Source organism: Streptomyces sp. NBC_01622, from assembly GCF_045209635.1.
Taxonomy (GTDB): Bacteria; Actinomycetota; Actinomycetes; order Streptomycetales; family Streptomycetaceae; genus Streptomyces.
Genome location: NZ_CP109293.1, coordinates 9,910,038 through 9,924,755 on the forward strand (window position 1 = coordinate 9,910,038; position 14,718 = coordinate 9,924,755).

11 protein-coding genes are annotated in these 14,718 nt (G+C 69.1%); 3 read left to right on the plus strand and 8 right to left on the minus strand.

The window, feature by feature from the left end:
- Positions 1-19 precede the first annotated feature (19 nt).
- The 6 genes from OH768_RS45940 to OH768_RS45965 all read right to left on the minus strand — a co-directional run bounded on the left by OH768_RS45940 (position 20) and on the right by OH768_RS45965 (position 8,799).
- A complete protein-coding gene (locus tag OH768_RS45940; RefSeq protein WP_406462801.1) occupies positions 20-1,237 on the minus strand; it encodes an IS701 family transposase in 1,218 nt (405 codons plus the stop codon).
- A complete protein-coding gene (locus OH768_RS45945; protein ID WP_406462802.1) occupies positions 1,230-3,389 on the minus strand; it encodes an AGE family epimerase/isomerase in 2,160 nt (719 codons plus the stop codon). The genes OH768_RS45940 and OH768_RS45945 overlap by 8 nt, the downstream gene beginning before the upstream one ends.
- A 1-nt stretch (position 3,390) precedes the next feature.
- The gene (gene glgX / locus OH768_RS45950) at positions 3,391-5,538 is read right to left on the minus strand and encodes a glycogen debranching protein GlgX (RefSeq protein ID WP_406462803.1); all 2,148 of its coding nucleotides are present in this window, start codon (positions 5,536-5,538) and stop codon (positions 3,391-3,393) included.
- 50 nt (positions 5,539-5,588) lie between these two features.
- On the minus strand, positions 5,589-6,299 hold the full coding sequence (locus OH768_RS45955; RefSeq protein WP_406462804.1) for an NAD(P)H-binding protein: 711 nt from the start codon (positions 6,297-6,299) through the stop codon (positions 5,589-5,591).
- Positions 6,300-6,358: 59 nt separating this feature from the next.
- Positions 6,359-7,693, minus strand: a complete 1,335-nt coding sequence (locus OH768_RS45960) for a sugar phosphate nucleotidyltransferase (protein WP_406462805.1) — start codon at positions 7,691-7,693, stop codon at positions 6,359-6,361.
- Between the two features lie 173 nt (positions 7,694-7,866).
- Positions 7,867-8,799 (minus strand): YbhN family protein, encoded by a 933-nt coding sequence (locus OH768_RS45965; RefSeq protein WP_406462806.1) that lies wholly within the window; start codon positions 8,797-8,799, stop codon positions 7,867-7,869.
- 138 nt (positions 8,800-8,937) lie between these two features.
- Here OH768_RS45965 and OH768_RS45970 point away from each other — a divergent pair, with 138 nt between their 5' ends.
- On the plus strand, positions 8,938-10,812 hold the full coding sequence (locus OH768_RS45970; protein ID WP_406465707.1) for an ABC transporter ATP-binding protein: 1,875 nt from the start codon (positions 8,938-8,940) through the stop codon (positions 10,810-10,812).
- 7 nt (positions 10,813-10,819) lie between these two features.
- On the opposite strand, the gene OH768_RS45975 is transcribed toward OH768_RS45970, so the two are convergent.
- Positions 10,820-12,271 (minus strand): purine-cytosine permease family protein, encoded by a 1,452-nt coding sequence (locus tag OH768_RS45975; RefSeq protein WP_406462808.1) that lies wholly within the window; start codon positions 12,269-12,271, stop codon positions 10,820-10,822.
- A 322-nt stretch (positions 12,272-12,593) separates the two neighbouring features.
- Between OH768_RS45975 and OH768_RS45980 the strand changes: the two genes are divergently transcribed.
- Complete coding sequence (locus OH768_RS45980) at positions 12,594-13,394, plus strand: hypothetical protein (protein WP_406462810.1); 801 nt, start codon at positions 12,594-12,596, stop codon at positions 13,392-13,394.
- Entirely contained in the window at positions 13,391-13,729 is a 339-nt protein-coding gene (locus OH768_RS45985; protein WP_406462812.1) for a tyrosine-type recombinase/integrase, read from the plus strand. Before OH768_RS45980 ends, OH768_RS45985 begins: the two co-directional genes overlap by 4 nt.
- Positions 13,730-13,868: 139 nt before the next feature.
- Here OH768_RS45985 and OH768_RS45990 read toward each other — a convergent pair whose 3' ends face one another.
- A complete protein-coding gene (locus OH768_RS45990; RefSeq protein ID WP_406462813.1) occupies positions 13,869-14,246 on the minus strand; it encodes a hypothetical protein in 378 nt (125 codons plus the stop codon).
- Between the last annotated feature and the right edge of the window lie 472 nt (positions 14,247-14,718).

A 14,718-nucleotide genomic window follows, 5' to 3' on the forward strand; every position in this document is an offset into this window, starting at 1 on the left:
GCCGCCGTGGGGTGCGGGTTCAGGCACGCGGGCGGCTCAGGGCTCTCTCGTCCGCCTGCTGGCGCACCATGTCGTAGCCGAGCGCGGCCGAGGCCAGCGTCACATGGTGGTGCCAGCCCCGGAAGGAGCGGCCCTCGAAGTCGCCGAGCCCGAACTCCTCGTGCATCCGGCCGAGCGCCCCCTCGGCGAACCGCCGCAACTGCGCCAGCGGCACGATCTCCGCCAGCCGGCGGGCCGGGAGGTTCGTCAGCCAGTAGGCGCGCGGCCGGGAGCGGCCGTAGGGCCAGTCCGCGAGCAGGAGACGCGGCCGGGGGAGTGTGCCCGCGGCCGGGTCCGCGCGCAGCAGCACCGGGCCGGTCACGAACTCCGAATGCCGCATGCGTTCGGTCACCGGGTCGTGCCAGGTCACCGAGGCCCGCTCACCGTGGCGCGCCGCGTGCGCGGCGAGTTCGGCGAGCGTGCCGCGCATACCCGGGGTGGCGGCCTGCCGCCGGGGCAGCAGCACCGGGGTGTGCGGGGCCGCCTGTACGAGATAGCCCAGGCCGCGCGCCTCCAGACCGCGCAGCAGCGGGTCCGGGTCGCTCTCGCAGCGCCAGTCGGCCAGCACCGGCAGCGGCTCAAGCGACCACTCGTCGAGCATCTCGTCGAGCGCTTCCAGTACATAGCTCCAGCGCGGCCGGCACCGTTCCTGGGCCGGTACGTGGGCCTGGCCGCGCAGTCGCTCGTCCCGGTCCCAGCGGGCCGGCAGCAGCAGCCGCCAGTTCACCGGGACCCCGCCCGCCTGGCCCACCAGCGAGGCGGCGAGCGCCAGTTGGCAGTTCACCGTCCGTTCCTGGGAGGCCGCGTACTGGCGGGCCACGCCCACCGAACGGTCGCCGTTCTTGGCGAAGACGACCTCGTCGATGGACCAGGCCTCGGCGCGGAAGGCCCGCACCACCTGCCGGGCGAGCCGCCCCCGCACGGGAGCGGACGCCCATGGACTCTGGTTCACGAACTGCTGGATCTGCTGCACGGCCCGCCTGCCGAGCACCTGCTCGGAGATCCGGGCGGGTGTCTTGCGCCCGGGCACGTCCAGCAGCCCGCGCACATACACCTCGCCCCAGCGCCGCTGGTCGGCGCGGGTGAAGTCGCCGAACAGCTCGCGGCAGTAGCCGGGGAGCCCGGCGGAGGTGCCCGGCGGTGCCCCCGGGGTGCGCGTCGGGGGTAATGGGAGGGTGATGGTCGCGAGGTCACTCATGGTTGCACTCGTCACCCCCAGCCAACAGGAAGGCGTCCGTCGCGAGGAGCGCGTCCGCCACGTCCGGCAGTGCACAGCCCACGATGACGAAGTCGACGTCCAGGCCCGCCTTGGTGCGCTGGAACAGCAGCTCGTTGATGGCGGGCCGGCACATGCCCCCGACCTCGCACAGATGGAACTCCACGCGCTGCGGGGCCGCCGCCATGACCTCGGCCAGGACGCGGCGGAACTTGCCCAGTTCGGTCGCGTCGATCACGCCGTGGCAGCTGACGTGCGCGGTGCCGCCGTCGAACGAGGTACGCATCCGCAGCCGCATCGTGGCCGGCTCCAACTCGACGCGGACCCGCACCGGTTCGTCACCGCGCGGCAGCACGACCGTCAGGTCCTTGCCGTCGAAGTTGTGGTACGGCTGGTCGTCGACCCATACCCGGGTCAGCTCCACCGAGCCGGACGGCAGCAGATCGGGCGCCACCCGCAGCACGCGGCCCGGCAGGTCCTCCGGGCGCGGCTTGAAGTGCAGGGTGACCGGGTCGTCGCTGAGCAGCAGCCCGGTGTAGGCGGCCGACAGGTAGCACAGCTCCAGCGCGTGGTAACCGGCCATCGCGTGGCTGCCCTTGAGCCGCTCGGTGCCCAACAGGTACGGGATGCCGTTCGCCAGCACGTTGAAGTAGACGCCGCCGTCCTGGTAGTCGAGGAAGAAGGCGTTGTAGAACGCCGCCGCCTCGCGCGCCAGCCGCAGCTGCTCCGGGTCGCCTGTGGTGCCGGCCAGGATCAGATAGGCGAGGATCGCCTGCTCCTGCTGCCACCAGGCCTTGCGGTCGTGCCACACCATGCGGTGGATGCCGCTGTCCGGGTCGGGCTGCCGCTCGACCACGTCGTACCAGCCGCCGCGCAGCCCGTCGCTGCCCACCGGCGGCATGATCTCGGCGATGCGCTCGGCGGTCGTGGCGTAATCAGGCTTGTCGTGCAGGGACTTGATGCGGGTCAGGTTCCAGGCGATCTTGAGGTTGTGGCCGACGACCGCCCGGTCCTGCTGCCAGCCCCAGGTGCGGTCCGGGCTCCAGTCGGCGTGGAAGCGCTCCTGGACGAACGGGCTGTTCGGCTCGTCCGGGAACCGCTCCACGATGGTGTCCGCGGTCTCCTCCAGCAGCGCCGCGAAGTCCGAACGGCCCGTCGCCAGATAGGCGTTGATCAGATACGCCGGGGCGTGGTCGCCGACCGAGTTCCAGTTCTTGCGGGACCGGTTGCGGCCCAGCGAGTCGGCGTTCGGGTCCAGGGTGATCGGGTCGAGGTGGGAGAAGAACCCGCCGCGCACGGGGTCGCGGAAGTACTTCTGGAACAGCTCGACCGTGCGGTCGATGTCCTGCAGGATCCGCGGGTCGCCGGTGATGCGGAAGGTCTGGGTGGGACCGGCGAGCGCGTAGATCTGCTCGTACATCGGGATCGCGTCGAAGTCGTCGCCGAACTCCGAGGCGAAGACCGGGCGGTGGCCGGACGACGTGATGTCGATGCCGTGGTACCAGTAGGTGATCCCGTCGGCGGTGTCGTCCACCCGCATGTGCTCGCGCAGATACTCGGTGCCGGCCTCGGCCGCCTCCAGGAAGCGGTCCTTGCCGGTCAGCAGATACGCGGTGGCCAGGCCGTAGACCAGCCGGGAGATGGTGTCGGTCTCCTGGCGTACGTCCGCGCCGGCGAAGTCCGGCAGATGGGTGCCGCTGAGCGTGAGATGTGTGCGGAACCCGCGCCAGTCGTAGACGCCGTCGGGGAAGTGGCCGCGCAGGTAGAAGTCGGCGATGGCGGCGGCCTGTTGGACCCACCAGTTCGGGTGCTCGAAGACGTACTGGCCGCGGGTCTCCTCCGGGAAGGTGATCTCCTTGGCCTCGAACCGGGAGCCGCCCTCCCACTCGTAGAGGATGCCGTAGGCGAAGACGTAGCGGCCCTCGGCCAGCATGTCGGCGGTGTCCGCGGTGGTGTCGCGGTAGTCGTCGCCGAGGTTGCGGACGATGCGCGAGACCGCGTTCGCGGGCAGGTGGACCGTGAACTCCCGTTCGTCCGAGGTGCGCAGGCCGAAGCGGCGGCCGGTCGGGCTGTAGTAGGTGATGTAGCCGGCGAGCGTGTCGGATTGGATGCGTCGTTGGGCAGGTGCACTCATCTCAGGTGCCCTTCTCGTCGGGCAGGGACGCGAGCAGGACGACGCTGCGGCCCTGGGCGTGGTGGGTCGGACCGGCGACCAGCTCCTCTTCTCCGGGCGGAAGGATGTCGTAGGGGCCGGGGCGGGCCGTGTCGAGCACGCGGTGCCAGTGGTGGCCGGGGATGTCGGGCAGCTCGAAGTCGAGCCCCAGGTGGTACATGTTGAGGATCAGATGCAGGTCCGGGTCACCGTCGAAACCGCCGTACGTGCAGGCCAGCACCCGGGCGTTGGGGTCCTCCCAGCCGGGTTGGTGGAGCCGGGTGCCGTGCCAGGTGATGTCGGGCTGGGAGCGGGAGTTGAGGCGTTCGGAGAAGAACTGCGGTTCGCGCAGGGTGCGGTAGCGCTTGCGGAGCCGGACGACGCGCCGGGTGAAGGCGGTCGTCTCCTTCTCCTTCCTGGCCTGGTTCCAGTCGAGCCAGGAGGTCTGGTTGTCCTGGCAGTAGCCGTTGTTGTTGCCGCCCTGGCTGTTGCGGAACTCGTCGCCGGCCAGCAGCATCGGCACCCCGCGGCTGAGCATCAGCAGGGACAGCAGGTTCTTGATCTGCCGTACCCGCAGGCATTCGACGTCGGCGTCGTCGGTGGGTCCCTCGACTCCGCAGTTCCAGCTGTAGTTCTCGTCCGCGCCGTCGGCATTGGCCTCACCGTTGGCGTGGTTGTGCTTCGCGTTGTAGCTGACCAGGTCGTTGAGTGTGAAGCCGTCGTGGCAGGTGATGAAGTTGATGCTGTTGGTGGGGAGTTCGCCCTGGGCGGCGAACAGGTCGGCCGAGCCGCCGAGCCGGGAGGCGACCTCGCCGACCATGCCGGCGTCGCCGCGCACGAACCGCCGTACGTCGTCGCGGAACGGGCCGTTCCACTGCGCCCAGCGCTTCCCCGGGAACCGGCCGACCTGGTACAGGCCGCCGCCGTCCCACGGCTCCGCGATGATCTTCGTCTCGGACAGCACCTGCGACAGCTCGATCGCCCACAGGGCCGGCGGCACCGCCATCTCGTAGCCGAGGGGGCCGCGGGAGAGTTCGGAGGCGAGGTCGAAGCGGAAGCCGTCGATGTGGTGCTCGGTCACCCAGTACTCGAGGCACTCCACGATGAACTTGGTGACCATCGGATGGTTGGCGTTGACAGCGTTGCCGCATCCGGTGAAGTCCATGTAGTGCGAGCGGTCCTGGGGCCACAGGTGGTAGTACGCCTCGTTGGCCGCGCCCCGGAAGCTGATCGTCGGCCCGAACTCGTTGCCCTCGCTGGTGTGGTTGAAGACCACGTCGAGGATGACCTCGATGCCCGCCTGGTGGAAGGCCTTCACCATGTCGCGGAACTCGGTGATGTGCGTGGCGAGATGGGGGCTGGAGCAGTAGCCGGTGTGCGGGGCGAAGAAGCCGTAGGGGTCGTAGCCCCAGTAGTTGCGCAGCGGGGTGCCGTCGGGGCCGGTGCGCAGCACCTGGGTCTCGTCGAAGTCGAAGACCGGCAGCAACTCCACCGCGGTGACGCCGAGTTCGCGCAGATGCGGGATCTTGTCGATGACGGCGGAGAAGGTGCCGGGCCGCTCGCACTCCGAAGTGGGGGAGGCGGTCAGACCGCGCACATGCATCTCGTAGACGACGGTCTCCGCCATCGGGGTGTGCAGCGGGGTGTCGCCCTCCCAGTCGTAGTCGTCCAGGTCGACGACCAGACTGCGCATGCAGTGCTCGACGTTGTCCCCGGGGCCGATGGCGTGGGTGCGCTCCCAGCGGCTGTTGACGTTGGCCCGCGCGTAGGGGTCGATCAGCACCTTCCGCTGGTCGAACCGGCTGCCCAGCGCGCTGAGGTCGCGCGGTCCGTCGATGCGGAAGGCGTAGACCTGGCCGGCGCCGATACCGCGGACGTGGCAGTGCCAGAAGTGGAAGCTGCGGTGGCGGTCGGGGAGGAGCGGGATCGTGCGGTAGGGGTGCGGGCTGTCGCAGTGCTCGAAGAGCAACAGGTCGACGCGGGTGGCGTGTTCGGAGAAGAGCGAGAAGTTGACACCGTCGCTGTCGACGGTGGTCCCCAGCGGCTGCGGGCGGCCGGGGGTGACGTCGGAGGGATGGCCGCCGTAGGTGCCGGTGGCCTCTTCGGGGCTCAAGGTCATCTGTTCTGTCATGGCATCTGTCGCAGAGTCGGTCGGAGTGTCGTACACATCGGTGGCCACCCTCAGGCGAGTGCGGCCCGGGCCGCGGTCGGAGTGTCGGCGCGGAGGCCGGTGAACAGTTCGTCCCAGGGCGGGGAGCCGGTGCCCGGTCCCACCTCGCTGCGCATCTCGAAGGTCACGCCCCGGGCGGCGGGCGAGTACAGCGCCTCGACACAGGCGTCGGCCACATGCGGGCGGGCCACACGGCCGTCGCCGACATCGCCCTGCTCCAGGTGCAGATGGCCGTGGCCGGGCTCGTCCGTCAGCCAGCCCGGGCGGATCACCGTGTACGGCAGCCCGGAGGAGCGGACCGCGTTCTCGCCGGCCAGCCGCCAGTCCAGCATCCGGCCGTAGGCGTTCATCGGGTGGTCGCGGCGGGTCACATGGCGCTGGCTGACCAGCACGAAGTGCGGGCTTCCGGAGGTGGCGAGCAGGGCGTCCAGGACATGGCGGACCCCGGTGTGCAGGGTGGTCTCGGGGCTGTCGGGACCGGCGTCGTCGGTGCCCGGCTCCACGATGTAGACGACCGCCGAGCAGCCGTGCAGGGGCGTGCGGACGGTGGCGGGAGCGCGTACGTCGGCCGCGAAGAACTGTGCCTGCGGCGGATTGTGCCGCCGGGCGCGCTGGGTGCTGCGGCCGATGACCCGCACGCTCTCGCCACGGGCGAGCAGTTGACGGGCGACGAGCCGGCCGACTCGGCCGGTTCCTCCTATGACTGCGATCGGGCTGTCCATCGAGATCTCCACGGGGCTGCGGAAGAGCCGGAAAGGGCGGGGGAGTTGGCGGGGCGCGCTCAGATCCAGTGCAGGATGTCGTCGGAGCTGGTCAGGTGGGTGCCGGTGGGCAGGCCGGTGACGGCGGGCACCCGCAGCCGCGGATACACGCTCACCCCGGTCAGCCGGGTACCGGGACGCAGGTCGGCGGCCTCGCCGATCGCGGAGTGGAGCAGCCGGACCGGGCTGTCGCGCTCGGAGTGCACCCGGGCCAGTGGGCCGACGTACGAGTCGGTGATACGGGCGTACGGCCCGACGACGGCGCCGTCGCCGATCGCCGTCCGGCTCAGCCGGGCGCCCTCGTCCACGTCGACGCCGTCGCCGATGTCGCTGAAGCGCAGCTTCACTCCGGGACCGATCTCGGCGTTGCGCCCGATACGGACGGCGGGGCCGATGACGACACTGCCCTCGGAGATCTTCTGGGCCAGGGTGGTGCCGGTCACGCTGTCCTTGGTGCGCAGGCTCGACTCGTGGATCCAGTACCGCGGGTCGGTGCTGGTCGGTTCGCCCATGGCCCGGTTCATCCGGCGGTAGTGGCCGCCGAGCACGTCGCCGAGGGTGGCGAGGTAGTCGGGGATGCTGCCGAGGTCGCCGAGCCGGTCGATGGGGGCGACCGCGACCGGCAGCCCGCGTCCGACCAGCCAGGGCAGCAGGTCGCCGCCCCAGTCCAGGCGCTGCTGGGCCAGCCGGATCATCTCGGGGTTGCGCGCGGCCAGCCGCAGCCGGCCGCAGTCGACCAGGTACATCCCGGCGTTGGTGGGCAGGGTGCTGCGGGAGGCGGGCAGCGAGGTCTCGGGGAAGACGCGGTGGACGCGGTCCAGGTCGGGCTTCTCCAGGAATCCCGCGACCAGTCCGTCCGGGGAGGTCCGCATCACGCCGTACTTGCCGGCGATCTCCTCGGGGGTACGGCCGACCGTGGCGACGGTCACGACGGCGTCGGCGGCGTCGTGCGTGTCGGCCAGCACATCGAGGTCGAACTCGAAGACGGAGTCCACCGGCAGCACCAGGGCGCGGCCCGTCAGGTCCCACTGTTCGAGGTTGTGCAGGGTGGCGGCGCCCGATCCGACGTTGTAGCGGTCGAGCCGGGCGCGGGAGTAGTGGATCTCCACGCCGAACCGTTCGCCGTGGCCGAGCACGAGCTTGATCTGACTGTGGTTCTCGGCGCCCTGGGCGATCACGTAGAAGCGGCGGATGCCCTGGTCACGGCAGGACTCGACGAGCCATTCGACGACGGAGCGGCCGACGAACGGGATGAGGGCCTTGCTGCGGATGTAGTCGGACGAGGCGAGGGTGAGCGGCTTGGCGCGTTCGCCCCGGCCTCCCGCCAGGATGATGCCTAACGTCTCGTCCCCCATGACAGTCCTGCCTCCTCGGCTGACAAATCAACGCCCTTCAGTCAACTCGTGCTGTCATGCATAGTCAAGTAAAAAGTAAAACAAGGGAGTTGAGGCAAACGAGAATCAGCCCTGGTCGACGTTTCGACCAGGGCTGATGCTGCTTTACAAAAATGTTGCGGCAGAGTCGAGAATCAGATGACTCTCAGCCGGACCAGTGCGCCGAGCGTCAACGCGCCCGGAATGATGGGGATCCAGACCGTGATGATCCGGTACGCCAGCACCACCGCCGTGGCCACCGCGACCGGACCGCCCGCCGCGACCAGCGCCACGATCAGCGCGGCCTCCACCGAGCCGATCCCGCCGGGTGTGGGCACCAGCGCGACGGCGACCGTCGCCGCCAGATAGGCGAGCGCCATCTGTGCGGGAGGCACCGGCAGGTCCAACGCCTGCCCCACGGCCACGAGTCCGGCCGCCTGGAGCGCGGGGAACGCCAGCGAACCGCCCCACAGTGCGAGCGCCCGGGCCGGCCGGGTGTGCACGGAACGGGCCTCGCTCAGCGCGGTGCGCAGGAACGACAGGGCGGCGGTACGCAGCCGCCGCACCAGGACGAGCACCACGACCGCCGCGCACAGCACGGCGCCGATGATCAGCAGCAGCGGACCAAGTGCCCCCGCCGGAAGGAGAGTTCCCAGGCGCAGGGCGTCCGGGAAGGCGATCAGCAGACCGGTGAGCAGAGTCAGCCGGGCTACCGACTCGGCGAGCAGGAACAGTGCCAGCGCTGCCGACGAACGGGCCAGCGGCAGCCCGCACACCGTCAGGAACCGCAGGTTCACCGCACCCGCGCCAAGTCCCGTGGGCAGCAGATGATTCGCCGCGCCCGCCGCGAACTGAGTGGCCAACAGCCGCCGCGCGGGCAGCCGTTCGACCACGGCACCCTGCCGGGTGACCGCGGCGGCGACCCAGGTCAGACAGGTGGCACCGGCCGCCGCCACCAGCCAGGGCCACTCCGCCGCCCGCAGCTGGCCGAAGCCCGCGACAAGGACGGACCGGTGCTGTACGGCGACGACGGCGACCAGGAGCAGAGGAAGCAGGCACAGGATCTGCCGGACGCGGATGTGTCTCACATCCCTGGAGGTTCTCCGCGCCACGACAACTGCGGGTTGCGGCAGCGGGGACAGTTCCTTACGCGCGTCGTTACACGAGGCTGTGGCGAACGCGTTGACCTCAACGCCGCTTGAGGTCCTACGGTCTACCCCATGAGCATGGAGAGCACGGCCTGGACCCAACTGCACAGTGTCATGACCGCAGAACAGGAGCGCCGCCCGTTCGCGCGCGCCACGCTGCGCCGCATCGCGGAGTTCGCGCGGCCGCACCGCCGCGAGATCGCCCGCTTCGTCCTGCTCGGGGTGCTGACCGCCCTGCTCGCCGTCGCGACCCCCGTACTGGCCGGGCATGTCGTCGACGCGATCGTGTCGGGCGGCGACGACGGCACCGTCGTACGCCTTGCCCTGCTCATCGCCCTGATCGCGGTCGCGGAGGCCGCGCTCGGGATTCTGGGGCGGCGGCTCTCCGCGGCGCTCGGGGAGGGGCTCATCCTCGATCTGCGGACGGCTGTGTTCGATCATGTGCAGCGCATGCCGGTCGCGTTCTTCACACGTACTCGTACGGGAGCGCTCGTCTCCCGACTCAACAACGACGTCATCGGCGCCCAGCGCGCCTTCAGCAACACCCTGTCCGGAGTGGTCAGCAACGTCGTCACGCTGCTGCTCACGCTGGCCGTCATGCTCACCCTGTCCTGGCAGATCACCCTGCTCGCGCTCGTACTGCTCCCGGTCTTCGTGGTCCCGGCCCGCCGGATGGGCAGCCGGATGGCCAGCATGCAGCGCGAGGCGGCCACGCTCAACGCGGCGATGAGCACCCGGATGACCGAACGCTTCTCCGCCCCCGGCGCCACCCTCGTCAAACTCTTCGGCCGCCCCGAGGAGGAGTCCGTGGAGTTCGCCGAGCGCGCGAGCCGGGTCCGCGACATCGGCGTCCGCACGGCCACCGCCCAGTCGGTGTTCATCACCTCCCTGACCCTGGTCTCCGCCCTGGCCCTCGCCCTCGTCTACGGCCTCGGCGGCTGGTTCGCCCTGCACGGCAGCCTGGAGCCGGGCGCCGTCGTCTCCTTGGCCCTGCTCCTGACCCGCCTCTACGCCCCGCTCACCTCGCTCGCCGGAGCCCGCGTCGAGGTGATGAGCGCCCTGGTCAGCTTCGAGCGCGTCTTCGAGGTGCTGGATCTCAAACCGCTGATCGAGGAGAAGCCGGACGCCCGCGAGGTCCCCGAGGGCCCGGTCGCGGTCGAGTTCGACGAGGTCCGCTTCGCCTACCCGTCCGCCGACAAGGTCTCCCTCGCCTCACTCGAAGAGGTCGCCTCCCTCGACGCCCGCGGCGGCGCCGAGGTCCTGCACGGCGTCTCCTTCCGCGCCGAACCCGGCCAGACCATCGCCCTCGTCGGCTCCTCCGGCGCCGGCAAGTCGACCATCGCCCAACTCCTGCCCCGCCTCTACGACGTCGACGAAGGTGCCGTCCGCATCGGCGGGACCGACGTCCGCGACCTCACCGCCGCCTCCCTGCGGGCCACCCTCGGCATGGTCACCCAGGACGGCCACCTCTTCCACGACTCCGTCCGCGCCAACCTCCTGCTGGCCCAACCCGCCGCCACCGAGGACGAGTTGTGGGACGCTCTGAGCCGCTCCCGCCTCGACGATCTCGTACGGTCCCTGCCCGACGGCCTGGACACGGTCGTCGGCGAACGCGGCTACCGGCTCTCCGGAGGCGAGCGCCAACGCCTCACGATCGCCCGCCTGTTGCTGGCCCGCCAGCGCGTCGTCATCCTCGACGAGGCCACCGCGCACCTGGACAACACCTCGGAAGCCGCCGTGCAGGAGGCCCTGACGGAGGCGCTTCAGGGCCGCACGGCCGTGGTGATCGCCCACCGGCTGTCCACCGTGCGCTCCGCCGACCAGATCCTGGTCGTCGAGGCGGGCCGCGTCGTGGAACGCGGCACGCACGACGAACTCCTCGCCGCCGACGGCCGATATGCCGAGCTGTACCGCACACAGTTCGTGAAGCAGCAGCCGGAGGCGGTCGCCTGACGGAGTGTCAGGGCTCGCGGTGCTCGTGCGCCGCCTTCTCCAGCTCCTCGGCCTCCGCCTCGGCCACCCGGATCTCGGCCGCCACGTCGATGGAGCGGCTCAGCGACCAGTACAGCAGCCCGGCCACCGGCAGCCCGACGAACAGGGAGAGGTCGGCGCCGTCCATGGCGTGGGCGATGGGGCCGACGTAGAGCGTGCCGACGGAGAAGAACGGCACCATCACACCGAAGCCCACCAGGTAGGAGATGATCCCGTGCCAGCCCCAACGGCCGTAGATGCCGTGCGGGTTGAAGATCTCCGCGATGGCGTAGTGACCGCGGCGCACCACGTAGTAGTCCATCAGGTTGACCGCGGTCCACGGGATGAACAGATAGAGCACCAGCAGGAGGAAGTTGTTGAAGTTGGTGAGGAAGTCGGAGGTCGCGGCCAGCGCTCCGACCAGGGAGAGCGCGGCGGTCAGCCCGATCGTCAACGCCCTTACGCCCACGGTCGGTTGGACCCTCTTGAACGAGTCGATCGCGCTGATCAGGGTCAGCGAACCGCCGTACATGTTCAGCGCGGTCACGGACACCAGGCCGAGCGTGGCGAAGAGCAGCACGATCGCGCCGAAGCCGCTGAACACCTTGTCGCCCGCCGCGTTGATCGAGCGGATCGTGTCGAAGTCCTTGCCCGCCCAGGCGGCGAGCAGCGCGCCCAGCGTCATCAGCCACACCCCGCCGAGCGCCGAACCGAAGTAGGTCCAGTAGAAGGTCTTGCGGACGGTCACGTCCGGCGGGAGGTAGCGCGAGTAGTCCGAGACGTAGATCGCCCAGCTGATCTGGTAGCCGGCGACCACACCGAACTGGGCCAGGAACGGCGTCCAGGAGAAACCGCCGAGGTCGAAGGAGCCCGCCGGGTAGTGCAGGGTCGCCAGCACACCCACGGTGAAGATCCCGAAGACGACCAGGAAGGTGTACGTCAGGAACTGCTCCGCCTTGTGGATGACGTCGTAGCCCACCAGCGCGATCACGAAGCCGACCACGGTGACCACGGCCACCCACATCTTGGTGTTGCCGTGCACCGTGGTGTGCAGGGCCTCACCGGCCAGGATCGTGTTGAAGACGTTGAAGCCCGCGTACTGCACATAGGCGAACAGCCAGACCAGCAGCGCGCCCACGTAACCGAACTGTGGCCGCGACTGGATCATCTGCGGCAGTCCGAGCTGCGGGCCCTGGGCCGAGTGGAAGGCCATGAAGAAGGTGCCGAGCAGGGTGCCGGCGACGATCGCGATGAGCGACCAGATGAGGTTGCCGCCCTCGGTGATGCTGATCAGACCGACCGCCAGCGTGGCGATCTGCGCGTTCGACATGAACCACAGGGGGCCGAGGTGCCACAGCTTGCCGTGGCGCTCGTTGAGGGGGACGTAGTCGATGGAACGTATCTCCAGCCCCGACACCCGGGGCTCTGAGTCGGTGGTCACGGTACCTCCCAGGTGCTGATCCAGCCTCTGTGGCCACATTCATCCCCCACAGGGGACCCGGCAACCGCAACGGATACTGTGAAACCCGCCCTTGACCCGCGACTGCGGGCAGGGAGCCGAGTCCCGGGAGTGTCCGATGCTGCGCACCATGTTCAAGTCCAAGATCTAACGCTTGGTCATCTATGCAGGTCAGAGGCATCATGGGCGCGTCCAGGTCAGCAAAAGGTCAGCATGGAGTCCGGTGGGGTCCCGGCTCGCTGACCGGGGGTCGCCACGGCCGGATCTGGGCAGATGTCCGCCTGTGCCCCGGAAGGTTCGATACATGGCTCGCCAGCTCGCCCGCGGTATGGGGTCGTTCTTCAAGGACTGCGACTGCACCAAACCGACTCGGTGCCCTCACCCTTACACGATCCGCTTTCGGAACGGACTGGGCAGGCAGACCGAAGAGGGCGGCTTTCCCACGCAGGACGACGCCATTGAACGCCTCACGCAGATTTACAGGGAGAAGAAGCGGACGGCGCCGTCCGTCGCGGAGGCGCGCCGCGAGCTGGGCCAGAAAACGGTGGGGGAGTACGCGAAGCACTGGCGGCCGCGACAGCGGAAGATGACGGACTATTCCACGGGAGAGCACGTCGACAGCTCCATCAACGTCCACATAGTTCCCCGAGTCGGCTCGCGGAAGCTGAACACCGTCACGCCGATCGTGGTGGAGCGCTTCCTCGACGAATTGGAGGCCGACGGGGTCGGCCGGGGAAACCCGGTCAACATATTCCGCACCCTGAAAACGATCCTCCGGGACGCCTATGACAAGGGAGCCATGGCGGAAGATCCGGTGAAAGGCGTGCAGGAGCCGGAGTACGTCTGTCAGACGGTGGTCATCCCGAACCTTGAGTACTTGAAGCAGGCACTGACCGTCGCACGTGAGGATCTCGCGCTGGAGATCATGATGATGGCGGGGTGCGGGCTGCGCAACGGTGAGGCCCGGGCCGTGAACATGAACAACCTTGTGGCCGACGATGTCTACCGAGTGCACGAGCAGATCCACTCCAACACGCATCGGCCAGCGAAGCTGAAGCATCGGAAGGTCGGAGAGTTCCGCGAGGTCCGTTGCCTCATTCGGTGAGGGAGGCGATCGAGCGACACGAGGAGAAGCACGGCGCCACGCCGCAGGGTTACTTGTTGCGTGGACCGAGTGGGTACTTCACGGAGTCGATGGAGCGTCGGCGTGCCCGCACGCTCTTCGAGCGTCTGCCGGTGATGGGCGGGATGGGGATGTACGGATTCCGGCACTACTTCGCCTCGAACGCCCTCGGGAACGGGATACCGATCACCGACGTGGCGGAATGGATGGGCCACAAGTCCATCGAGGAGACATTTCGGACCTACCGGCACCTGATGCCGGGGAGCATCACGAAGGCAGCTCGTATTCTGGACGCCGGTCTCTGGGAAGCGGCTTGATCCGTTGTTGAGGTCAGCAGATTCTTGGTCTGCTCGTGGTGCACGAGTCCAACTGCTCCTGCGCTGCGGTAACGAGTGAGATTGCCTGATGGAGGGCGAGCTTGGTCCGCTCCTGGGCCGGGTCTTGGTGGGTGAGGGCCTACCGCACCAGGTCGATCCGCTCGTGCAGACGGTGCACCGCGACTCGGTCGTGGTGCGCGAAGCCGGCCGCGATGCAGACCATCCGCGGGTTCCGCCAGCCGATCGCCTCGGCCGCGTCGGCGCCCAGCTTCTCCTTGACCAGCGCCTCGAACTCACGGCGTGCCGAGTCCAGCCACGACAGGTACGGGACGGCCTGCGACACGACGCCGCTGTCGGAGCCCTTCTTGTACTCGACCACCACGGGGGCGTTGTTCTCGTCGAGCCCGAGCGTGTCGATCCGACCTCGATGCCACGGTCCTGTCGGGTACTCCGATGCCAGGAAACGGATGCCGAGCATCGACTCCATCCCCGCCTCGACCCGGCGTTGCAGCTCCACGAAGTCCGCCGGGAATGCGACGAAAACTTAGGATGCGCGGACTGGAAGCCAAGCACCGCTGCCGTGGTTGAACGCGTGCTCAGGCTGCTGCTACGGTTTTTTCGGTCACGAGATCTGCGCCACCACCTTGAAGGAAGGAGATGTCCGTGCATACCCGACCGGCTTGTCTCCTTCGCTCGCCCCGGTGTGCGTTCGGTGTCCCGGTCATTCGTCACGCCTTCGGATGGAGTTAGCCGATCCATTGGGCAGCAGCCCGCAGAGCGTCAGGTCCGCAACACCGTGGTGTCGACACGGGCGGGAGCCGTCGCCCGCGTTCCGGCGCTCTCCCACGCGGTGTTTCGGCGGGTGACGTCGTTAGGCGACAGGCTGCCCAGAGGATCGCAATCGCCACCCCTTTGCGCGCCTCACGACGTTCCCCCGTGCCTTGGGCACGCCGTCACCGGGACCGGCGTAACCCAGCGGATCGAGTCCT

Coding starts and splice junctions, on each gene's coding strand:
- OH768_RS45940 (WP_406462801.1), bottom strand. CDS start 1,237: ATGAGTGACCTCGCGACCATCACCCTCCCATTACCCCCGACGCGCACC.
- OH768_RS45945 (WP_406462802.1), bottom strand. CDS start 3,389: ATGAGTGCACCTGCCCAACGACGCATCCAATCCGACACGCTCGCCGGC.
- glgX (WP_406462803.1), bottom strand. CDS start 5,538: ATGACAGAACAGATGACCTTGAGCCCCGAAGAGGCCACCGGCACCTAC.
- OH768_RS45955 (WP_406462804.1), bottom strand. CDS start 6,299: ATGGACAGCCCGATCGCAGTCATAGGAGGAACCGGCCGAGTCGGCCGG.
- OH768_RS45960 (WP_406462805.1), bottom strand. CDS start 7,693: ATGGGGGACGAGACGTTAGGCATCATCCTGGCGGGAGGCCGGGGCGAA.
- OH768_RS45970 (WP_406465707.1), top strand. CDS start 8,938: ATGGAGAGCACGGCCTGGACCCAACTGCACAGTGTCATGACCGCAGAA.
- OH768_RS45980 (WP_406462810.1), top strand. CDS start 12,594: ATGGCTCGCCAGCTCGCCCGCGGTATGGGGTCGTTCTTCAAGGACTGC.